Origin of the sequence: uncultured Bradyrhizobium sp. (assembly GCF_947648125.1) — a bacterium.
Classification (GTDB): domain Bacteria; phylum Pseudomonadota; class Alphaproteobacteria; order Rhizobiales; family Xanthobacteraceae; genus Bradyrhizobium.
Genome location: NZ_CANSMR010000010.1, coordinates 87631 through 108810, shown reverse-complemented (window position 1 = coordinate 108810; position 21180 = coordinate 87631). Strand labels below are relative to the sequence as shown.

The following is a 21180-nucleotide window of genomic DNA, read 5'->3' as shown; positions in this document are numbered from 1 at the left end:
CAGCGCGATCGGCGCCGTCGGGCCGCTACCTTTCGTGTGGAAGCTGCGCCGGGAATTGTGTTACGGTGCCGCACAGCCATTGATTCCGTTACGGAATTTCGCATGGCCAAGTTCGAATCCAAGTCTGCATCCAAATCTGGATGATGCGTTAGGGGACATTCCGCGTGCCGCCGATCCAATACATCGTCGAAGGCGGCCGCCGCCTTTCGGGCACCATCGAGCCGTCGGGCAACAAGAACTCCGCGCTGCCGATCATCGCAGCTGCCCTGCTCACCGAGCATCCGGTCACGCTGACCAACGTGCCGCGTATTCGCGACACCGAAACGCTGGTCGAGCTGTGCCGTTCGGTCGGCGCCAGCGCCGAATGGACCGAGCGCAACACGCTGCAGATCCATGCCAAGGAGATCCGCGCCGCCGATCTCGATCCGGCGCTGTGCGCGCGCATCCGCGCCTCGATCCTGCTGGCGGGTCCGCTGCTCGCCCGTTGCGGCGAGGTGGCGCTGCCGCCGCCGGGCGGCGACGTGATCGGCCGCCGCCGGCTCGACACACACTTTTTGGCCTTCGAGCAGCTCGGCGCCACGGTGACCGCGACGCACCGGCTGGAATTCCGCGCTTCGCGCCTGAAGGGCGCCGACGTGTTCCTCGACGAGCCCAGCGTCACTGCGACGGAGAACGCGCTGGTCGCCGCCGTCGCCGCCCGCGGCACGACCTATCTGCGCAACGCGGCCTCCGAGCCGCATGTGCAGGACCTCGCCAACTTCCTGGTCGCGCTCGGCGCCAGGATCGAAGGCATCGGCACCAACACCATCATCGTGCACGGCCAGGCGACGCTCGGCGGCACGACCTACGCGATCCAGCCCGACCATATCGAGGTCGGATCGCTGATCGGCCTTGCCGCGGTGACCCGCTCGCCGCTGCGTATCGCGCGCGCCGGCGTCGAACACCTGCGCTCGATCCGGATGGGCTTTGAGCGGCTCGGCATCGTCTGCGGCATCGAGGGCGACGACCTCGTCGTGCCGTCGAACCAGACCATGAAGATCCAGGATGATTTCGGCGGCCACGTGCCGAAGCTCGAGGATCAGCCCTGGCCGGCCTTCCCGGCCGACCTGATGTCGATCGCGATCGTCACCGCGACGCAGTGCGACGGCGTCATCCTGATGCACGAGAAGATGTTCGAGTCGCGGATGTTCTTCGTCGACAACCTGATCGCGATGGGTGGCCGCATCGTGCTGTGCGACCCGCACCGCGCGATCGTGGCCGGTCCCAGCCGGCTACGCGGCGCGCCGATGAACTCGCCCGACATCCGCGCCGGCATGGCGATGTTGCTGGCCGCGGTGTGCGCCAACGGCACCTCCACCATCAACAATGCCGACCAGATCGAGCGCGGCTATGAGCGGATCGACGAGCGGCTCAACGCGCTCGGCGCCAAGATCAAGCGGATACCAGCGCGATCGTGATCCGCGTCTAACCCACGCTGGGATCATGCTCAAACGACAACTCATGATCCGATGATCTCTGCGTGAGATCGTCGCGTTTGGGCAGTTTGGCCATCCTTCCGGCTGGTTTGCCGTGCTAAGCGTGCCGTCATGACCTGCATCGACAAGATCGATCCGGCCGCGTCGCGCGCGGCCGTCGTCCCACCTCGCAAGCTGCTCACGGCCGAGCTCACGGAAACGCTGAAGCTCGCGGTGCCGCTTGCGCTGACGCAGCTCGGGCAGATCGCGATGATGACGACCGATCTCGCCTTCATCGGCCGGCTCGGCAGCGAGAACGTCGCCGCGGCGGCGCTGGCGCACACCGTGTATTTCGTCAGCTTCACCATCGGCATGGGCATGATGTCGGCGGTCTCGCCATTGGCCGCGCAGGCGTTCGGCGCCCGCAACCCGCGCGTGATGCGACGCGCGCTCCGCGTCGGCCTGTGGGCAGGATTCTTCATGGTGCTGCCGCTGATGGCGCTGCCGTTCCATGGCGAGCGCATCCTGCTCGCGCTCGGCCAAACCCAGGCCACCGCGCATCTGGCGCAGCAATATCTGTTCGGCCTCGCCTGGGGCATCCTGCCGGCGCTGTGGTTCATTGCAATCCGCGGCTTCATGAGCGCGGTGAACCGGCCGGAGCCGGTGCTGTGGATCACGCTCGCGGCGATCCCGGCCAATGCGCTGATGGTCTATCTTCTGCTCTACGGCAAATGGGGCATGCCCGAACTCGGCATGTTCGGCGCCGGACTTGCGACCACGATCGTCAATCTCGCCACCTTCCTCGCCGGCGTGTGGTTCGCGGCACGGCGCCGCCCGTTCCGCAAGTACCATGTGTTCAGCCGCGTCTGGCGCATCGACTGGCCGCTGATGGGCAAGCTTGTCGCCGTCGGCGCACCGATCTCGATCGCCTTCCTCTTGGAATACGGCCTGTTCGGCGCGGCCGGCTTGCTGATGGGGCTGATCAGCACCACGGCGCTGGCGGCGCACCAGATCGCGCTGCAGATCGCGGCGATCCTGTTCATGGTGCCGTTCGGCGTCAGCATGGCCGCCACCGTGCGGGTCGGCCAGGCGGTCGGCCGCCGCGACACCGAGGCGGTGCAGCGCGCCGGCTTCGTCGCGGTCGCGCTCGCTGGCGTCTTCATGAGCGTGATGACGCTCGCGGTGATCCTGGCGCGCTTCGAGATCGCGGCGCTGTTCCTCGGTGAAGCCTCCGACGCCACCGCGCAACTCACCGCGATGCTGCTGCTGATCGGCGCGACCTTCTTCATCGCCGATGGCGTGCAGACCACGACCGCCGGCGCGCTGCGCGGCATGAACGACACCCAGGTGCCGCTGTTGTTCGCCGTCATCAGCTACTGGCTGATCGGCTTCGTGTCGGCCTCTGCGCTGGCCTTCTGGGCCGGGCTCAACGCCCCCGGTGTCTGGATCGGATTGTCGCTCGGGACTGCGGTCTATGCGACCCTCCTGATCTTGCGTTTCCGCTTGCTGGCACGCAGACTGGCTGGATGAAGGTTGCGCCATGAGGGTCGACGAGGTCACGCCGAAAGTGGATTCCGCCGCGCTGCTCGACGGCGCGCAGTTCATCGACGCGTTCCGGATTGCGACCACCAACCCCGGCCTCGACGCGCGCCACGCGGTCGAGGCGATGGTAGCGCGACAGCCGCGCTGGATCGAATGGCTGCTCGCCCTGCGCAACCTCCTCGTCGCGCCGCTTGGCCTGAAGACCTCGGGCGCGACGGAGGGCGTGGTGCGCGACCTGATCGGAATATTCCCGGTGGTCAGCGAAACGCCGGAGCGGCTGGTCGCGGGCTTCAACGACAAGCATCTCGATTTCCGCCTCGTCGTCGACGTCGCGCCAGTCGACGTCGCGCCAGAAGGGCCCGCGCGCAGCATCACCGCGACCACGCTGGTGCTCACCCACAATTGGCTCGGACGCGCCTATCTCGCGGTGATCCTGCCGTTCCACCGTCTGATCGTGCCGGCGATGCTGCGCAAGGCCGGAGGCTAGTCCATGACCTTGTCGGTCGACCTGTTCTTCTCGTTCCGCAGTCCGTACAGCTATCTGGCGCTGCCGAAGACGCTGGAGATGGTCGCCGACTACGATGTCGCGGTGAATTTGCGGCCGGTCTATCCGCTCGCGGTGCGCGTGCCCGGCTTCTTCAAGAAGACCAATCCGCAATTCGCCCGCTACGTCGTGCTCGATTCCAGCCGCGTCGCCAAGCACGAGAACATCCCGTTCCGCTTCCCGCGTCCGGACCCGATCGTGCAGGACATGACGACGCTCGACGTCGCCGCGCATCAGCCCTACATCCACCGCCTGACCCGGCTGGGCGCCGCGGCGCAGCTCGAGGGACGATCGCTCGCCTTCACCTCCGCGATCAGCCCAGTGCTGTGGGACGGCTCGGTGAAGGGCTGGAACGAGGGCGATCATCTGGCGAAAGCGGCCAATGCCGCCCGCTTCGATCTCGCCGCGATGGATGCGGCGATCGCCGCCGATCCCGATCGCTATGAGACAGTCATCAAGGGCAACGAGGACGCGCACGCGGCCTCCGGCCATTGGGGCGTGCCGACCTTCGTGTTCGAGAACGAGCCGTTCTTCGGTCAGGACCGCATCGACCTCCTGATCTGGCGGATGGAGAGCAAGGGCCTGACACGCCGCACAGCATAGCCACGGGTTATGCCGCGCTCTTCTCCGATGCTTCGGCAACGATCTTCCCGGCGGCGTCCTCGTTGGTGCACCAATTGCCGTGGCAGCGCTTGAGGTCGTTCAGGTTCTGCCGCATCTGGTCGAGCGAGAATCCAAGCGCGAAGAACCGCTCCATGGCATCGACCGGAAGGCCCCGGGTCAGGCCCTCGCTGCGCACCGCGGCAACCTCCTCGCTGTAGGCATGCAACGCGGCATCAACCGGCGCCATGTCGGCCGGGCCGCTCCCGGCGCGCAGGGCGGTCGCGACCGCCACCATATAAGTCACGATGGCATTGCTGACGTCGGCCAATGGCCGCGCCAGCCTGGCCTGGATATCGGCCGGCAGCGGCACCACGCAGGCGCGCCCGATCATCACGACGTCGTGCCGCAACCGCTGAATGGTCCGCAGCAGCGGACCGGTGTCCGGCCCCGACGACAGATGCATGGTGCGTTCACGTTCGGCCTCGAGGCCGGTCGCGTGCAGATTGGTCACCGCGGTGCCGATGCCATCCTGGATCCGGTGCAGTGCGTCGTTGTCGAGCCCGCGGGTCAGGCCGGCGAGCAATTCGGCGAACGCCGCCGAGAGCAGTTCCAAGAGCTTTGACGCATTGACCCTGATCTGGCTGACCGCGCGCGACGGCAGCACCAGGAACGAGATCACAAGGCCAGTGAGCGCACCGACAGTGACCTCGAGCACGCGGTCGATCGCGGAGTCCAGCGGATTGGAATGATGCATCGTCGGCAGCAGCAGCACGATCACCGCCGTCACCGTCGCCGAATTCAGGCTGGGATTGAGCGCGGCGATGAACGCCAGCGGCACGATCGCCAGGACCAGCAGCGCCAGCAGGCTGCCCTCGCCGGAATGCGGGATCAGCACCGCGATCGCGCCGCCATAGATGGCGCCGCCGATGGTGCCGAGCATGTAGTCGCGGGTTGCCTTCAGCGAGCGGCCGACGCTCATCTGGGTCACGATCAGCGAGGTCAGCACCGCCCACAGCGGCAGCAGCAGGTGGAGCGCCAGCGCGATGGCATAGGCCGCGACGCCGGCGGACGCGATCCGGACCGCCAGCGCCAGCTGCGTCTTGCGGGTCCAGAGCTGCTCGAACATGCGTTTTGCGAAGGTCCTCATGCACCCTGATCCGCAATCAATGGAAAGGCCCGTGTTACATGACGTCGAGTCCAGCGACCTGAAGCATGGCTGCTGCCCGCGGCGGCAAGGTGGCTTGAAAGGCCAAACCTGCCCGCCTACCCTGCGCCGCAAAATTGAGGAAACACGATGGCCCACGAAACCGCAACGCTCGCCGCCTACGTCGCCGACCTGAAATATTCCGATATCCCGCCGGAGGTGCTGGAGCGCGCCAAGGTTTTGACGCTGGATTTCCTCGGCAGCACCATTCGCGCCCGCCGCGATGCGGAATCGACCCCCTCGCTGATGAAGATGCTGGAGGCACTGGCGCTCGACGGCAAGGGCGAGGCCACGGTGTTCGGCGACACCAAGACCTGGACGCCGGCGGTGGCGGCGCTGCTCAACGGCGCGCTCGGCCATTCGCTCGACTTCGACGACACCCACGCCGATTCCTCGCTGCATCCGAGCGCGCCGGTGGTGCCCGCCGCCTTCGCGATCGGCGAGATGGTTGGCGCCTCCGGCCGCGACGTGCTGACCGCGATCGTCGCCGGTTATGAAGTGTGCTGCCGGCTCGGCAACGCGCTCGACCCGACCTCGCATTATGCGAGGGGTTTCCACCCGACCGCGACGGCCGGCACCTACGGTGCCGCGGCCGCGGCGGCAAAACTGTTCGGGCTGTCGAAGGAGCAGATCGTCTCCGCGTTCGGCGTCTCCGGCAGCCAGGCTGCGGGCTCGCTGCAATTCTTGGTCAACGGCGCCTGGAACAAGCGTTACCAGGTCGGCGCCGCCGCGATGAACGGCGTGATCGCCGCGACCCTCGCACGCAACGACTTCATCGGTTCGAGCGAGTCGGTCGAGGGCAAGCACGGCCTGCTGGTCGGCTATACCGATGACGCGCATCCGGACAAGGCGGTGGCCGGTCTTGGCAGCACTTATGAGACCCTGAAGATCGGCGTGAAGCCGTATCCGAGCTGCCGCTACACCCATGCCGCGATCGACGCGCTGATCGCGATGCGGCGCGAGCACAATCTGACGCCGGACCAGATCAGGAAGGTCGAGATCGGCCTGCACCGCAACGGCATCACGCTGACCGGCGATGCCGCCACCAAGCGCCACCCGACCTCGGTGGTCGGCGGCCAGTTCTCGATGTTCTTCACCGGCGCGATTGCGCTCGACCAGGGCCATTTCGGGTGGGACGATTACGACCGGCTCGGCGATGCGGCAATCGACGCGCTCGCCGACAAGTTCGACGTGGTGCAGGACGACCGCCTCGAGGTCGGCCGCACCCATCCGTTCGGCGCTCGCGTCTCGATCACCACCGATGACGGCACCCATGAGCGCCTCTACGCCGATCCCTCCGGCGAGCCGACCTCGTTCCCCGATGCGCAGGCGATGCAGCAGAAGTTCCTGACGCTGGCCCGCCCGGTGCTCGACAAGCGCGCCGACCAGCTCGCGGACGCGATCATGACGCTGGAGCGGTTCGACCGCGTGGAGAAGGCGACGCAGTTGGGGCGGCAGTAGGCGGATCCATCGTTGCTGCGCAGGCTGCGCGCCACACCCACCGCTGTCGTCCCTGCGAAAGCAGGGACCCATAACCACAGAGTTGCGTTGTAAGAGCGATCTGTGGCCGCAGCCTCGCACAACAAATCCCATTTGGGGTAGTGGGTCCTGGCTTTCGCCAGGACGACGATGAAGATCGTCCTCGATTCAACCGGTCAAACAGCTTGTTCGGTGTCATCACCTGCGAAAGCGCGTGATCCAGCATTCCAGAGACGCCTGTACTTGAGCCGAGAGGCCGCGGCGTACTGGATCGCCCGGTCAAGCCGGGCGATGACAGTTGTGGGAGTGTCGCGCGCCGCTTGCTCACCTCACTGTCATTCCGGGGCTCGCGAAGCGAAAGCCCGGAATGACGGAGACCTACTCCGCTCCATCGATGATCACGAAATCCCCGTCCGAATATTTCTGCCGGATCGCCTTGGCGGCCTGGTAGTCGGGGCAGGTGTAGCATTCCATCGCGGTGGCGTGATCCCTGAACTCGATGACGAAATTGCGCTGGCGCGTCGCGCCCTCCATCACCTCATAGGGGCCATTGCGCACGATGAAGTTGGCGCCGTATCTGGCGAATACCGGCATCGCGGCGGCGAGATATTCGGGATAGCGGGCTTCATCGTGCACCGTGACGTGCACGATCCAGTAGGCTTTCGGCATGAGGTCTCCGGCTGATGTGATCTTAGAGAACGCGGCGCATCTCCTGCGAGATGCGCCGCGGCATCAGAAAATTCCGGAGGCCGAGATTCAATTCACGATCGCGCGGGTGGTGTGTGACGCCTCCGTCAATTGCCGCCCGCGAGCCGCGCGCCTGTTGAGGTTGCCGTCACGACGTCACGGACCAGATCGGACACGCCGTCCGCCTCTGGCGGCATGTTCGGCGAGCGGCCGAGCCGCACGATGACGAGGTGCTGCGACGGCGCAATGATGACATATTGCCCGATCGTGCCCTTGGCGAAATACGCATCGCGCGGCCAGCCATGCGCGATGCGATAGTTGGCGCCGAAGCTGTCGCCGAGATTGGTCCAGAAGCCGGCGCCGATGCCGACCCAGGCGTTCGGCGTCGGCGAGGCCGAATATGTCACCCAGCCTTCGGGCAGGATGCGCTTGTCGCCGGCCATTCCGTCATTGAGGTAGAGCTGGCCGAGACGCGCCCAGTCGCGCGCGCTCGCCATCATCGCGCCCGATCCTTCCGGCGTGCCCGCAGCATCGAACTGCATCACGACATTGCGCATGCCGAGCGGATCGAACAACTCCCGGCGTGCAAAGCGCATCACATCAGCGGCGTGGCCGCCGGCCGCCTTGCGGATCAGATGCGAGAGGATGATGAAATTGCCGTCGTGATAATTCCACGCCGCGCCCGGCGCGGTCTCGAGCGGAATGCTCTCGGCGTACGCGGCCATGTCCGGCTCCATGAACTTCATCCGGTTGACCGGTTCGAGCGCCGAGGCCAGCGAAGCCTGCAGCGAGCTGCCCAGCGCAAGGCCGGCGGTGTGGCGCAGCAGCTGGTCGACCGTGATCGCGTGGCGCGGATCCTTCGGATCCCGCCAGGCGGCGATCGGCACCGGCCGGTCGACCGTGAGCTTGCCGTCGCGCACCAGAATTCCGACCAGGGCGGAGATCACCGATTTGGTCGCGGAGAAGCCGAGCAGCGGCGTCTCGATGCCGATGCCGTCGGCGTAGCGCTCGGCGACGATGCGGCCGTCCTTCATCACGACGACAGCCCGGGTGTGGCGGAACGGCGGCTCCGCCGGCTCGGCAAAGGCGCGGTCGAGCGCGGCTCCAAGCTGCGGGCTTTGTGGCGCGACGAGCGCAGGACCTGCGATCTCGGGCCGCGATGCGGCTTGCGGCTTCGAGGGCGGCAGCGGGCCATCGGCCAGCGTCTCGCCGTGGTCGAGCGTGCAGCCGAGCCCCTCGCGATAGATCGCATGGCTGCGGCCAAGCCCGAACAGCGTCACGGTGACGTCGCGGCGATCAAGGTCGACCTCGGTGTCCATCGCCCAGGTGATCAGCCCGGCCCCCGGCATCGCATCCGTGGTTTCGGTCAGGTTTCGCTTCGGATCGAGCCCGCTGACGAAGGTCTCCGAGCAGACGACATTCGCAACAAAGCCGGTCGCGACGTTCGGCACGTCGCGGGCGCGGGCGGCGGACAGCGCCAGCGCGCCGCAAGCGGTGGTGGCTATGAGAATGAAGGCGAGCTTTCGACGGGTCACGGGATCCTCCGGCATGGCACATTGGGCGCGTGGCCGGGATCAGGCCGCAGCGGGCGGGGAAGCGCTCGCCGGATTTGGAAATGAGGCTAGTCGAGGATTGAGGGCGGCTCGCCGATTTTCGAAATGTGCTGTGATTACAAAGGGTCCAGCCGCGGACTCGTGTCACCTCTCTCGCTTGCGGGGAGAGGTCGGATCGCATCGAAAGATGCGATCCGGGTGGGGGCTCTCTCCCCGAAATGACAGCACGTACCTCGCGGAGACACCCCCACCCCGGCCCTCCCCCCGCAAGCGGGAGAGGGAGAAGGGTCACACCGCGCTCGCCTTCAGCCGCCGGTACTCCGTCGGCGTCACACCGGTCGTCGCCTTGAAAGCGCGGTTGAAGGGGCCGAGCGACTGGAAGCCGGCGTCCATGGCGATGGTGATGACGGGAACTTCGGCCTGCGAGGGATCGGCGAGCGCGGCCTTGGCCTCCTCGATCCGGTGGTTGTTGAGGAAGACGTTGAAATTCCGATAGCCGAGCCGCTGGTTGATCAGCCGCCGGAGACGATATTCGGGAATCTTCAACCGGGTCGCCAGCGTGCCGATGGTGATGTTGTCGTGGCGGTAGATGCGCTCGTCCGCCATCAGCCGCATCAGGGCATCGACCAGTCTCTGGTCCGCCGCCTCCTCGGCCGCGGCCGGCTTCGTCAGCACGACGGCCTCCGCCGGCACCGCGAACAGGTCGGCGCCGTCGACGCGCATCATCGCCCAGGTGATTGCGGCCACGATGGCGGTGAGCACGGCCGCGTTCAGCAAATTGGCCCATTCGACGGTCACGCGGCTGCCGGCATAGGTGATCTGGAGCAGCGCGTTCATGCCGCCGTACAGCGCAGATGCGGCGACGATGAAGACGCGGACACGGCGGCGGCGCTCGACCAGATCTGCCGACCACGATCCGATGGTTTGCGCCACCGCGAGCGCAACGAAGACGAGCGTGAGCGAATTGACCATGGTGATGGCGATCCGCGCGTGACCGGCGGGTGCGATCCACATGCAACTGACGAAGCTGTAGGCCACGACCGCGGCCCAGATCAGGCCGTGCCGCCAGCGCAGCTGAAACGCGTCATCGAACAGCGCGCGCGTGAACAGCCAGAACACCACGATATCGCCGGTCGAGAGCGCGATCAGTGGCGCATGCCAGTCCGAGACCGGCGGCCCGGCCCCCATCGACGCGGTCACCGCATGCGCGGCCGAGCCGAGCGCGAAGGCGATCGCGAGCCGCCCGGCCAGCACCTTGCGGAAATCCGCGAACATAGAGGCCGCAAGCACCAGCAGCAGCGTCACGGTGGCGGCGCGCAGGCACAGTTCGGTCGCGGCAAAGGTCATCGGTCGATGCGATCTCCAAGGTCAGCAGAGAATCGTCCGTCAGGCGAGATTTTTCAAGAACCATCGCGCGGCCAGCGGCTGCGCCGCGTGACCCAGATATCCACGACATCGCCCTCGAGCTTGCCCGGGCCCTCGTTCACCGCACCCAGCCGCCGCGCCACGGCCTGCGAGGCGAAATTGGCGGGATCGATGCAATGGATGATGCGGTCGACGGTGAAGTTCGCGAACACAAAGTCGATCGCGGCACGCGCGGCCTCCACCGCATAGCCCTTGCCGCGATACTCCTTGGCAATGCCCCAGCCGACTTCGAAGCCCGGCCAATCAGGCGGACAATACGGCCCGACGCGGCCGATGTAGCGGCCGGAGGATTTCTCCTCGACCGCGAACATGCCGAAGCCGTGCAGCGCCCAATGCCCGGAGATGACGGCGGCGTTGCGCCAGCCCTTCAGCTCCGAGGTGACCGGCTGATGATCCGGCGTGATGAAGCGCGCCGTCTCGGGATCGGACAGCATTTTCGTGTTGTCCGCGATGTCGGACGCGCGCCACGGCCGCAGGATGAGCCGCGCGGTCTCGATCACGGGACCATTGACCTGCAACAGCTTAGCGCCCGGCTTGATCAGAGAAACCATCACATGCTCCAGTTTCCGGAATTATGCCGTTGTCGTGAAACGCACGCCAGAGCCGAACACTCCGCTGTCGTCCCTGCGAAAGCAGGGACCCATAACCACAGGGTTGCGTTGTTGAAGCAAGCCGTGGCCCCAGCGAGCGCAACAATTGACATTTGTGGTTATGGGTCCCGGCTCGCGCTTCGCTTGGCCGGGACGACGGATAGAGTATGATCGCGGCAAAAGAGTATGATCCGGCAAAACTGCAAGGAGTCCGACATGAGCTGGCAGCCCTCGACCGATCCCGAACTCGGCGATCCCAAGACCTGCGACGCGCTGGATCTGATCATCGTGCCGCGCACCCGCGATCTCGGCGACGGTTTTGCCGTGCGCCGCGCGCTGCCGCATGGCAAGCGGCAGATGGTCGGGCCCTTCATCTTCTTCGACCATTTCGGCCCGGTGCAATATCTCGCCGGCAAGGGCATGGATGTGCGGCCGCATCCGCATATCGGGCTCGCCACCGTCACCTATCTGTTCGACGGCAGCATCATGCACCGCGACAGCGAGGGCAACATTCAGGAGATCCAGCCCGGCGCGATGAACCTGATGACCGCGGGCGCCGGCATCGCGCATTCCGAGCGCACGCCCGACGTGCAGCGCCGCGACGGCCAGAAGATGCTCGGCCTGCAAAGCTGGATCGCGCTGCCGGCCGGCAAGGAAGAGATCGCGCCGTCGTTCCAGCATTATGGCGCGGGCGACCTGCCGATGATCTCGGAGCGCGACTTCACCGCGCGGGTCATCGCCGGCTCGGCATTCGGCATCAGCTCGCCGGTCAGCATGGTCTCGCCGTGGTTCTACACCGAGGTGACCGCGCAGGCCGGCACCTCGGTGCCGCTCGACCCTGATCACGAGGAGCGCGCGATCTACCTCGTCGACGGCGAGGTCGAGATCGCGGGCGACCGCCACGAGGGGCCGCGGCTCTTGATCTTCCGGCCCGGCGACCGCATCACCGTGAAGACGCTGCGGCCGACCCGCATGATGTTCCTCGGCGGCGACGCGCTGGAAGGGCCGCGCCATATCTGGTGGAATTTCGTCTCGTCCTCCAAGGAGCGGATCGAGCAGGCCAAACAGGACTGGAAAACCGGGCGTTTCGCGCAGGTTCCGCACGAACACGAGTTCATTCCACTGCCGGAGTGAGCTATTTGCTGTGATAATCTCTGGCGCCCGCACGCCTCGTGCGGGCGCACGTCTTTGAACACCGCGTTGAGACACGAGCCCGGAAAGACCATGCCCATGACCGCGATGCTATCCAGCGATTTGCCCCTGCCCCGGATCGGCCGCGGCAAGGTGCGCGATATCTACGCTGTCGGCGACGACCGCGTGCTGCTGCTCACCACCGACCGCATCTCGGCATTCGACGTGGTGATGGCGGAAACCATTCCGATGAAGGGCGCGGTGCTGACCCAGATCAGCGCTTGGTGGTTCCGGCAGCTCGAAGGCACCGTGCCGCATCACATGATCAGCGCCGATGCCGACGAGATCATCCGCGCGGTGCCTGAGCTCCAGAACCATCGCGCCGACATCCTCGGACGTGCGATGCTGTGCAAGCGCACCACCGTGTTCCCGATCGAATGCGTGATCCGCGGCTACATCTCCGGCTCGGCCTGGAAGGAATACGCCGCCGTAGGCACCCTTGCCGGTGAGAAGCTGGCGGCGGGTCTGGTCGAGAGCCAAAAACTCGAACCCGCGATCTTCAGCCCGGCGACCAAGGCCGAGGCCGGCCATGACGAGAACATCACGGTGGCACGGGTCCGCGAGATCGTCGGCGACGACGTCGCCGCGACGCTGGAGAAGATGGCGCGCGATGTCTATGGCTATGGCGAACAGACCAGCCGCGCCCGCGGCATCATCATCGCCGACACCAAGTTCGAATTCGGCCGCGACAAGGATGGCCGCATCATCCTGATCGACGAGGTGATGACGCCGGACTCGTCCCGCTTCTGGGCGGTCGATGCCTACAAGCCCGGCCAGCCGCAGCCGAGCTTCGACAAGCAGCCGCTGCGCGACTATCTCGACGTCGAGCGGCACGCCGGCCGCTGGAACGGCGACGCCCCAGCCCCGCCGCTGCCGGCGAGCGTGGTGGACGCGACCAGCAAGCGGTATCTGGAAGCGTATCGTCGCGTGACGGGCAGCGAGTTGAAGGTTTAGCGGCATCGTCGGCGCGTTCGCTATCACCGTCACCCTGAGGAGGCCGCAACGCGGCCGTCTCGAAGGGTCGACGGCCCCGCTGGTGGCCGCGCATCCTTCGAGACGCGCTACGCGCTCCTCCAGCGACAACGGCATAGCCGTTGCGCGGGGATGACGGGGAGAGAGGCCAGGTGAATCCCATTCACCCCTGTTGAAGACAAACCTTTTGTCGGCGCATCGGTCGCGCTGCACTCTCGGCGCAAAGCGGAGAGTGCACGATGCGGCAATTGACTTATATCGGCGACAACAAGGTCGAGTGGTGGGACGTTCCCCCGCCGAGGCTACGGGATGACCGCGACGCGCTGGTGCAGCCGCTCGCGGTGACGCGCTGCGATCTCGATCTTGCGATCGTGCACGGCCGATCGGGCCTTGCGGGTCCGTTTGCGCTCGGACATGAGACCGCGGGCCGCATCGTCGACATCGGCGGCGCGGTGAGGCATTTCGCGCCCGGCGATCTCGTCATCGTTCCGTTCCAGATCAGTTGCGGCACCTGCGACCGCTGCCGGCGCGGCCACACCAATGCCTGCACGGCGGTGCCGTTCCGCTCCTCCTATGGGTTGAAGCCGGTCTGCGGCGTGGAATATGGCGGCGGCCTGTCCGACCTCATCCGCGTGCCGTTTGCCGATCACATGCTGGTCCGCCAACCGAACGGCCATGCGCTGTCGCAAACCGCGGGACTGGCGGACGGTGCGACCGACGGGTTCAGCGCGGTGGCGCGCTGGCTCGCGCAACGGCCCGGCGCAGACGTGCTCGTGATCGGTGGTTTCGCGCAGTCGCTCGCGCTATTCGCGGTGCAGGCGGCGGTGGCGCGCGGCGCAGGCCGCGTCGTCTATCTCGACGATCACGCGCCACGCCTCGCCAAGGCGAAGACGCTCGGTGCCGACATTATCGAAGCCCCGAGCGGCCTGTCGATGGAGCCGCCCGGCCTGTTCCCGATCGTGATCGACGCGGCTGCGACCGACGCCAGCACCCTGCTCGCGATACGCACGACCGAGCCCAACGGCATTTGCCAGCGCATGTATGGCGACTTTGCCGAGACGACGCCGGTCCCGCTCCGGCACATGTATGGCGTCGGCGTCACGCTCAAGGTCTCGCGCGTCAATGTCCGGGCCGAGCTGCCCGAATGCGTTGCCCATGTGACGGCAGGCCATTACCACCCAGAAGAGGTGATCACCCGCCGCGTCCGTTTCGAGGACGCGCATGAGGCGATCGGCGACCTGACCATCCGCGTCGCCTTCGTTCGCGATGGCATTGCCTGACGGGGACCGTTAGGTTGGCTCCAACCAACAAACTCAGGGAGCGACCCATATGTCCGATGCCGATACCGTGCTCGTCGAGCGCGACGGTCCCGTCACCATCATCTCCATCAACCGTCCGCACAACCGCAACGCGGTCGATGGCGCCACCGCGCGCAAGCTGTATGACGCGTTCCTGGCCTTCGACGCCGACGCAAGCGCATCGGTCGCGGTGTTCACCGGCACCGGCGGTTATTTCTGTGCCGGCGCCGACCTGAAGGCGGTGGCAGCAGGGGATCCCGAGAAGAAGCGCGAGGTCGGCGGCCACAACACGATCGCGCCGATGGGACCGAGCCGGCTGCGGCTGTCGAAGCCGGTGATTGCCGCGATCGAGGGCTTTGCGGTCGCCGGCGGCATGGAGCTCGCGCTGTGGGCCGACATGCGCGTCGTCGCCGAGGACGCAACCTTCGGCGTGTTCTGCCGCCGCTTCGGCGTGCCGCTGATCGACCTCGGCACCATCCGCCTGCCGCGCCTGATCGGCCATTCGCAGGCGATCGATCTGATCCTCACCGGACGCCCGGTCGCAGGGCCCGAGGCGCATCGTATGGGGCTCGCGAACCGCTTGGTGCCGAAGGGCGAGACGCGCGCGCACGCCGTCGCGCTCGCCAAGGACATCGCGAAATTCCCGCAGAACTGCATGCGCGCCGATCGCCTGTCGGCGCTGCGGCAGTGGGATCTGGAGGAGGAAGATGCGATCAAGAACGAGATGCGCGGCGGGCTCGAGGTGATCGCGTCCGGCGAGACGCTATCCGGCGCGGCTCGCTTTGCCTCCGGCGTCGGCCGCCACGGCGCATTCGGCAATGAAGGCGGCAATGGTTGAGGCCCGCGAGTTACATCATCGCGGTGCTTAAACCCGAGGCTTAAACCCGAGGCTTTGCGTTCCCATCGCGAACGTGCTGAGCTGACCCAGCCATCCGGAAACACATGATGCCCGCAACCGAGCTGAAGACATTCACCACATCCGATTTCCGCCTGGCGAACGGCAGCGTGCTGGGCGAAGTCACCATCGCCTACCGCACCGTCGGCACGCTGGCGCCCAACCGTGACAATGTCGTGCTGGTGACCCACGGCAACACCAGCGGGCCGCAGATGATCGATCCCGGCGGATCGACCGGCGAAGGCAGCTGGAATGAGATCGTCGGCCCCGGCAAGGCGGTCGACACCAACAGCTACTTCGCGATCTGCCCGAACATGCTGGGCTCGTCCTACGGCTCGACCAATGCGGCGAGCATCGACCCGCGGACCGGCCGGCGTTACGGGCCGCGCTTCCCTGATATCACCGTCGGCGACATCGTCGCCACCCAGCGTGCACTGCTCGATGAACTCGGCGTCGAGCAGCTCGTTGCGATCGTCGGTCCGTCCTATGGCGGTTTCCAGGCACTGCAATGGGCGGTGAACTATCCGGATGCCATGCGCGGCATCGCCGCCGTCGTCACCGCGCCGCTGGTGCCGCGCGAGCGCGCCGAGGGCAATGTCGCCCGCCTGATGGCGGCGCTGTCGCAGGATCCGAACTGGAACGGCGGCGACTATTACGATCACGGCGGCGTGCTCGAAAGCATGATCCAGATCCGCACCGCGACGCTGAAGACCTACGGCATCGAAACGCGGCTCCGCGACACGCTGGCCGACCCCGCTGATATCGAGGCCGCGATCCGCGCCGAGGCGGCGGAGTGGGCCAGGGGGTTCGACGCCAATTCGCTGCTGACTTTGGCCAAGGCGCTGCGCGGCTTCGACGTGACGGCGCGGTTCGGACGGATCAAGGCCAAGGTGCTCTATGTCCTGTCACGGACCGACAAGCTGTTCCCGCCGGAGCTTGCGCCGCAGGTGATGCCGGCGCTGAAGGCCGCCGGCGTCGACGCCGATTATTTTCTGCTCGACAGCGACTACGGCCACTCCGCATCGGGCCGCGACGCGCGCAAATGGGCGCCGCGGTTGCGCGCCTTCATGGACAGCCTCGGCTAGGCAATCGGACCAGATCGATACATCCGATTCGGCTCGCCCCACCCTGGCCCTCGCCCGCAACCGGGTGAGGCGAAAAATGCGCGTATTGAGAACCGGTTGTCACAAAAATCCTGTTGTCGTCCTGCGCTGGGCTCGTCTACGACTGACGGCGAAAGTTCAGGACATTTTTCAACGTGATTAGTCGATCGCTTTATTTCGGCTCGCGGGCGCGGCGGGCCATGCATGACGTTCTCGGCGGCAGCGCCGCCAGTGTCCTCGGCATCACCTTCGGCCTGTCCTACGCGCTGCTGATCTTCGCCGGGCCATTGTCGCCCTATCTGTCATACGGCGTCGCGGCGACATTCATCTCCTCGGCCGTGCTTGCGACCTTGATTGCGCTCGGCAGCTCGCTGCCCTTCGCGGTCGCCGGCCCTGACAGCTCGACGGCGGCGGTAACGGGGATCCTGATGGCCTCGCTGGTCGAGCGCATCGGTGCCGCCGACCCGACGGCGCCACTGCTCGCACCGGTGCTGATCACACTTGGGCTCTCGACCATCGTCACCGGCATCCTGCTGTGCTGCCTCGGGCTGACACGGTTCGGCCGCGCCATCCGCTACGTGCCCTACCCCGTGGTCGGCGGGTTCCTCGGGGCAACCGGCCTATTGATCGTGCTCGGCGCGATCAGGGTGATCACCGGCTACCCCGTGCAGCTCGGCACGCTCTTCCACTTCACGAATGTCATCACGATCTCCGAGCTCAGCGCTGCCTGCGCGATGGCTCTTGTGCTGTACCTGACCTGGCATCGCTCGCGCACCCCGTTTGGCCTGCCGATCATCCTGGTCTCCGGCGTGATCGTGGCGCATCTCGCATTCTGGATCATCGGCATTACGCCCGAGGAAGCCCACCTGACCGGCTGGACCTTCGCGCCGCCGCCGGCATCGACCTTCATGCTGCCGTGGCACGCGGCCGAGCTCGCGCAGTATCCATGGTCGGCGGTGCCGGACCTGCTCGGCAACATGATCGCGGTGGTGTTCGTCACGGCGGCGAGCACGTTGTTCAACACCACCGGCATCGAGGTTGCGGTCCATCGCGAGGCCAATCTCGAGCGCGAGCTCAACATCACCGGCTTCGCCAACATCGTGACCGGTGCACTGGCCGGCTACGCCGGCTGCATTTCGGTCAGCCGCTCGATCCTGAATTTCTCCAGCGGCGGGCGCGGCCGGCTGTCGGGGTTGACGGTTGCGGCGATCTCGCTGCTGATGCTGGCGGTAGCGCCGCAGCTGCTCGGCTACATGCCGAAATTCGTGCTCGGCGGGCTCCTGATCTATCTCGGCGCCGACCAGCTGCACAAATGGATGATCGAATCGCGCAAGCGACTGTCGCAAACCGAGTATCTGTCGCTGCTCGCGATCATCGTCATCATCGTGGCCTGGGGCTTCGTGCCCGGCATCCTGATCGGCATCATCATCGGCTGTGCGACCTTTGCGCTCAGCGCGGCGCGGGTCGAGGCGATCAAATACGGCTTTGACGGCTCGGAATATCGCAGCTCGCTGGACCGCTCGCGCGACGATCGGGATGTGCTGCAAGCCCACGGCGGCAAGATCCAGGGGCTGACGCTGCAGAGCTATCTGTTCTTCGGCTCCGCCAACCGGCTCTACCAGCACGTCAAGGCGCTGCTGCGCGAGCACCCGGAGTGCCGCTATTTGCTGTTCGACTTCAGGCTCGTCACCGGCGTCGATTCGTCCGCGGTCTACAGCTTTGCCCAGATCAAGCGCAGCGCGCACGAGGTCGGCGTCGAGCTGGTGCTGGTGCACCTATCTGCCAAGGCCGAGCAGGTGCTGCGCGCCAGCGACTTCATCACCGAGGGCGTCACCGTGATCGACGAGCTCGACCATGCACAGGAATGGTGCGAGAACCAGATCATCGCACAACACCAGGAGCTCGCGCAGGAAGAGGCCGACCTGCGCGGCTGGTTCACGGGACTGCTCGACAGCGAGAGCGACGCCGACGCCCTGATCCGGCGCTGCCAGCGCATCGAGGTCGATGCCGGCGAGGTCATCGTGCACGCCGGCGACGCCGCCGATTCCATGCACTTCATCCTCGACGGCCGCGTCGGCATCATGGTGCCCGCCGAGGACGGCCGCTCCACCCGGGTACGCAGCCTCGGCCGCTACACCACGATCGGCGAGATGGGTCTCGTCGCGCACACCCCGCGCAGCGCGACCATCCAGGCCGAGACGGCGAGCGTGCTCTATGTGCTGAACACCCACCAGTTCACCGCGATCCGCGACGAGGACCCCGAGCTCAGCCACAAGCTGCTGACGTATTTCGTGTCCGTGATGGCGGAGCGGCTGACGTTTGCGAACCGCACCATCGCCGTGCTGCGGCGATGACAGTGCGTAGTGCGTAGCCCGGATGAAGCGAAGCGCAATCCGGGAATATCGCTATGCGGCGACATGGGCCCCGGATTTCGCTTCGCTTCATCCGGGCTACGAAGGTGAGGTTGAGCTACAGCAGCCCCCGACTTTCGCTTGCCGCGAGTTCGGCCATCAGCGCCTTGTCGGCATAGCGCGCGAGCGAGAGGCTGCGGGCGAATCCGGGTGCGGGCGCGCCGACCACGGCGCGGGCGCAGAGATCGCCGGTGGCGCAGGCGCCCATCGTGCCGTAGCCCGACAGCGCGGTGGCGAGGAAGACGCCTGATGTTTTCGCAGCGCCAATCAGCGGCCAGTTCTCTTTCGTCATCGGGTAATAGCCGCCGTAATGCACGCGGTCGCGCGGCAGCGCGCCGAGATACTGCGCGAGCCGTGGCTGCAGCCGGCTCGCCGCGCGCAGCACGACCTCGGGGAAATAAGGGTTGAGCTCCGGCTCGCGCACCGGCGCCGTGGTCTGCTCGGCATTGAAGGCCCAGCCGAGCTTGATCCACTCGCCGTGATCGCCGCCGTCGGGCCGGCAATGGATGCTGCCCGGCATCGGCGCCAGCAGCTGCGCGAATTCCGGTGCCGCCGACAGCGCCTCGCGCTCGTCATCGGACCAGGCCAGCGTCTGGCCGTCGAGATCGATCGCAAACGGCATCTTGCGATCGACCGCGCGGTTGCGATCGGCGAACGCGATCTTCTGCTGCAGCACATTGACGATCGGAAGCTGCTCGCCATGCATCGCCGCGACATGCGCGGCAAACGGCCCGGCGGCATTGACGATGATATCGGCCTTGATGGTCTGCCGCGCGCCATCGGCCAGCACGTCGACGGCGAAGCGACCGCTCTTCGCAATGCCGACCACCCTTGCCTGCTGAAACTGCGCGCCCAGCGGGCGCATGGTCTCCAGCATGTACTGGCCGAGCTGTTGTCCGCTGATGTCGCCCGCCCGGCGGATATGCAGCGCGGTTGCGACTTCCCGATCGAAGGTCGGGTAATGTTGCTGAATCAGATCGCGGCCGCGCAAGACATCGACGCCGTCGGGTGCGCTCTGCCAGTCCGCCGAATGCGGCGGCACATAGCCGCGGCTCGACCCTTCATGCAGGCGGATCAGCTTCGCGGCCTGCGCGCCATAGCCGGCGTAGAGCTGCTGCAGCAATTCCTCGGGCTTCTCCTCGCGCGTGACCAGCAGATATCCGCGTCGCGTTATGTGAATGCGGTTGTCGCTACGGCGTGCGATCTCCTCCATCAGGTCGGTGGAATGATCGGTGAAATCGGCCATCGTCGGATGCGGCCACCAGTTGCGGTAGTTCTCGCCTGATTGCGCCGAGGTCAGCGCCATCGGCTGGCCTTCGTCGACGATCAACAGACGCGACCGCTTGTGCTGGACTGCGAGGTAATAGGCCGTGGCGATGCCGACGATGCCCGCACCGATCACCAGGATTTCGACGTCATTGGTCTTCACACGTAGTCTCCATGGGCCGCGACGGCCCGCGATGGTTCATGGTGTCTTGATGGCAATCAGACCGGGCGTTCGGGGCTCGCATCGCGCTCCGCCTGGCGCTGCGCCGAGCGCAGCGTCTTCTGCGTCTCCTCGATATGATCGCGCAGCAGGCGGACGGCCTTCTTGACCTCGCCGTCGCGGCAGAATTCGAGCAGCCGGTAGTGCTCGCGCTGCGGACGCTCCTTGCCGGTCGCCTGCGACACCAGCGCCCGCGTGAAGCGGCCAACGTGGCCGTAATTCGCTTCGATCATGCTGAGCAGACGCGGTCGGTTGCACGGCGCGTAGAGCGTGGCGTGGAATTTCCAGTTGAAGGCGCCCCATTGTGCCGGATCAGGCTCGGCGTCGTAGGCGCGGAGGATTTTCGTCGCCGCCTCGAGATCGATCTCACCCATGGCGGGGATCGCCAATCGTAACGCGTGGCATTCGAGCGCGATACGGATCTCGAGCAGCTCGATCACCTCGTCGATCGACAGATCCGAAACCACGGCTCCGCGGTTGGGCAGGAACGTGACAAAGCCTTCGGCCTCGAGCTGGCGCAGCGCCTCGCGCACCGGGATGCGGCTGGTGCCGAACCGCGCAGCGAGCTCGTCCTGGCGGAGCTGCAGTCCGGGCGCGAGCTCGCCCGAGCTGATCGCGGCCCGCAGCGCCTCACGCACGGCGTCAGGCGCGGAACCGTGAGGTCCGGCCCCTCGATGGCTGGCGGCGGTTGCGGGTTCCATCCGGCTTCTCTCTCGCTGGGCGACCAGACTACAATATCCGAC

18 protein-coding genes are annotated in these 21180 nt (G+C 66.4%); 11 read left to right on the top strand and 7 right to left on the bottom strand.

The features are described 5' to 3' along the window. The first annotated feature begins 164 nt into the window (after positions 1-164). From murA to Q0030_RS19365, 4 genes are all read left to right on the top strand, one after another. On the top strand, positions 165-1457 hold the full coding sequence (gene murA / locus Q0030_RS19380) for a UDP-N-acetylglucosamine 1-carboxyvinyltransferase (protein ID WP_298370370.1): 1293 nt from the start codon (positions 165-167) through the stop codon (positions 1455-1457). Positions 1458-1586: 129 nt separating this feature from the next. Next, positions 1587-2984 (top strand): MATE family efflux transporter, encoded by a 1398-nt coding sequence (locus tag Q0030_RS19375; RefSeq protein WP_298370367.1) that lies wholly within the window; start codon positions 1587-1589, stop codon positions 2982-2984. A 10-nt stretch (positions 2985-2994) separates the two neighbouring features. Beyond that, a complete protein-coding gene (locus Q0030_RS19370) occupies positions 2995-3483 on the top strand; it encodes a DUF2867 domain-containing protein (RefSeq protein WP_298370365.1) in 489 nt (162 codons plus the stop codon). A 3-nt stretch (positions 3484-3486) separates the two neighbouring features. Beyond that, entirely contained in the window at positions 3487-4143 is a 657-nt protein-coding gene (locus Q0030_RS19365) for a DsbA family protein (RefSeq protein ID WP_298370362.1), read from the top strand. A 7-nt stretch (positions 4144-4150) separates the two neighbouring features. Here Q0030_RS19365 and Q0030_RS19360 read toward each other — a convergent pair whose 3' ends face one another. Continuing rightward, positions 4151-5290 (bottom strand): FUSC family protein, encoded by a 1140-nt coding sequence (locus Q0030_RS19360; RefSeq protein WP_298370360.1) that lies wholly within the window; start codon positions 5288-5290, stop codon positions 4151-4153. Between the two features lie 147 nt (positions 5291-5437). On the opposite strand from Q0030_RS19360, the gene Q0030_RS19355 reads away from it, so the two are divergent. Next, positions 5438-6808 carry an MmgE/PrpD family protein gene (locus tag Q0030_RS19355; protein ID WP_298370357.1) on the top strand — a complete coding sequence of 457 codons (1371 nt, stop codon included), beginning with the start codon at positions 5438-5440 and terminating at the stop codon, positions 6806-6808. 396 nt (positions 6809-7204) lie between these two features. On the opposite strand, the gene Q0030_RS19350 is transcribed toward Q0030_RS19355, so the two are convergent. The 4 genes from Q0030_RS19350 to Q0030_RS19335 all read right to left on the bottom strand — a co-directional run bounded on the left by Q0030_RS19350 (position 7205) and on the right by Q0030_RS19335 (position 11042). Then, positions 7205-7495, bottom strand: coding sequence for a DUF1330 domain-containing protein (locus Q0030_RS19350; RefSeq protein ID WP_298370355.1), 291 nt, complete (start codon positions 7493-7495; stop codon positions 7205-7207). A 125-nt stretch (positions 7496-7620) separates the two neighbouring features. After that, positions 7621-9048 (bottom strand): serine hydrolase, encoded by a 1428-nt coding sequence (locus Q0030_RS19345; protein ID WP_298370352.1) that lies wholly within the window; start codon positions 9046-9048, stop codon positions 7621-7623. Between the two features lie 306 nt (positions 9049-9354). Further along, the gene (locus tag Q0030_RS19340) at positions 9355-10413 is read right to left on the bottom strand and encodes a helix-turn-helix domain-containing protein (RefSeq protein ID WP_298370348.1); all 1059 of its coding nucleotides are present in this window, start codon (positions 10411-10413) and stop codon (positions 9355-9357) included. 53 nt (positions 10414-10466) lie between these two features. Beyond that, entirely contained in the window at positions 10467-11042 is a 576-nt protein-coding gene (locus tag Q0030_RS19335) for a GNAT family N-acetyltransferase (protein WP_298370344.1), read from the bottom strand. Between the two features lie 255 nt (positions 11043-11297). On the opposite strand from Q0030_RS19335, the gene Q0030_RS19330 reads away from it, so the two are divergent. From Q0030_RS19330 to Q0030_RS19305, 6 genes are all read left to right on the top strand, one after another. Next, the gene (locus tag Q0030_RS19330; RefSeq protein WP_298370341.1) at positions 11298-12215 is read left to right on the top strand and encodes a pirin family protein; all 918 of its coding nucleotides are present in this window, start codon (positions 11298-11300) and stop codon (positions 12213-12215) included. Positions 12216-12311: 96 nt separating this feature from the next. Continuing rightward, a complete protein-coding gene (locus Q0030_RS19325; protein WP_298370338.1) occupies positions 12312-13226 on the top strand; it encodes a phosphoribosylaminoimidazolesuccinocarboxamide synthase in 915 nt (304 codons plus the stop codon). A 257-nt stretch (positions 13227-13483) separates the two neighbouring features. Further along, positions 13484-14524, top strand: a complete 1041-nt coding sequence (locus Q0030_RS19320; RefSeq protein ID WP_298370335.1) for an alcohol dehydrogenase catalytic domain-containing protein — start codon at positions 13484-13486, stop codon at positions 14522-14524. Positions 14525-14573: 49 nt separating this feature from the next. Further along, entirely contained in the window at positions 14574-15380 is an 807-nt protein-coding gene (locus Q0030_RS19315) for a crotonase/enoyl-CoA hydratase family protein (RefSeq protein ID WP_298370332.1), read from the top strand. Between the two features lie 107 nt (positions 15381-15487). Beyond that, complete coding sequence (locus tag Q0030_RS19310; RefSeq protein ID WP_298370330.1) at positions 15488-16522, top strand: alpha/beta fold hydrolase; 1035 nt, start codon at positions 15488-15490, stop codon at positions 16520-16522. 218 nt (positions 16523-16740) lie between these two features. Next, a complete protein-coding gene (locus Q0030_RS19305) occupies positions 16741-18894 on the top strand; it encodes a SulP family inorganic anion transporter (protein WP_298370327.1) in 2154 nt (717 codons plus the stop codon). A gap of 115 nt (positions 18895-19009) precedes the next feature. Here Q0030_RS19305 and Q0030_RS19300 read toward each other — a convergent pair whose 3' ends face one another. Together Q0030_RS19300 and Q0030_RS19295 are read right to left on the bottom strand one after the other, a co-directional pair. Continuing rightward, a complete protein-coding gene (locus Q0030_RS19300; protein WP_298370324.1) occupies positions 19010-20380 on the bottom strand; it encodes an FAD-dependent oxidoreductase in 1371 nt (456 codons plus the stop codon). Positions 20381-20436: 56 nt separating this feature from the next. Continuing rightward, complete coding sequence (locus tag Q0030_RS19295; RefSeq protein ID WP_298370322.1) at positions 20437-21138, bottom strand: GntR family transcriptional regulator; 702 nt, start codon at positions 21136-21138, stop codon at positions 20437-20439. Between the last annotated feature and the right edge of the window lie 42 nt (positions 21139-21180).

Coding starts and splice junctions, on each gene's coding strand:
- Q0030_RS19375 (WP_298370367.1), top strand. CDS start 1,587: ATGACCTGCATCGACAAGATCGATCCGGCCGCGTCGCGCGCGGCCGTC.
- Q0030_RS19370 (WP_298370365.1), top strand. CDS start 2,995: ATGAGGGTCGACGAGGTCACGCCGAAAGTGGATTCCGCCGCGCTGCTC.
- Q0030_RS19365 (WP_298370362.1), top strand. CDS start 3,487: ATGACCTTGTCGGTCGACCTGTTCTTCTCGTTCCGCAGTCCGTACAGC.
- Q0030_RS19360 (WP_298370360.1), bottom strand. CDS start 5,290: ATGAGGACCTTCGCAAAACGCATGTTCGAGCAGCTCTGGACCCGCAAG.
- Q0030_RS19355 (WP_298370357.1), top strand. CDS start 5,438: ATGGCCCACGAAACCGCAACGCTCGCCGCCTACGTCGCCGACCTGAAA.
- Q0030_RS19350 (WP_298370355.1), bottom strand. CDS start 7,495: ATGCCGAAAGCCTACTGGATCGTGCACGTCACGGTGCACGATGAAGCC.
- Q0030_RS19340 (WP_298370348.1), bottom strand. CDS start 10,413: ATGACCTTTGCCGCGACCGAACTGTGCCTGCGCGCCGCCACCGTGACG.
- Q0030_RS19335 (WP_298370344.1), bottom strand. CDS start 11,042: ATGGTTTCTCTGATCAAGCCGGGCGCTAAGCTGTTGCAGGTCAATGGT.
- Q0030_RS19330 (WP_298370341.1), top strand. CDS start 11,298: ATGAGCTGGCAGCCCTCGACCGATCCCGAACTCGGCGATCCCAAGACC.
- Q0030_RS19325 (WP_298370338.1), top strand. CDS start 12,312: ATGACCGCGATGCTATCCAGCGATTTGCCCCTGCCCCGGATCGGCCGC.
- Q0030_RS19320 (WP_298370335.1), top strand. CDS start 13,484: ATGCGGCAATTGACTTATATCGGCGACAACAAGGTCGAGTGGTGGGAC.
- Q0030_RS19315 (WP_298370332.1), top strand. CDS start 14,574: ATGTCCGATGCCGATACCGTGCTCGTCGAGCGCGACGGTCCCGTCACC.
- Q0030_RS19310 (WP_298370330.1), top strand. CDS start 15,488: ATGCCCGCAACCGAGCTGAAGACATTCACCACATCCGATTTCCGCCTG.
- Q0030_RS19305 (WP_298370327.1), top strand. CDS start 16,741: ATGCATGACGTTCTCGGCGGCAGCGCCGCCAGTGTCCTCGGCATCACC.
- Q0030_RS19295 (WP_298370322.1), bottom strand. CDS start 21,138: ATGGAACCCGCAACCGCCGCCAGCCATCGAGGGGCCGGACCTCACGGT.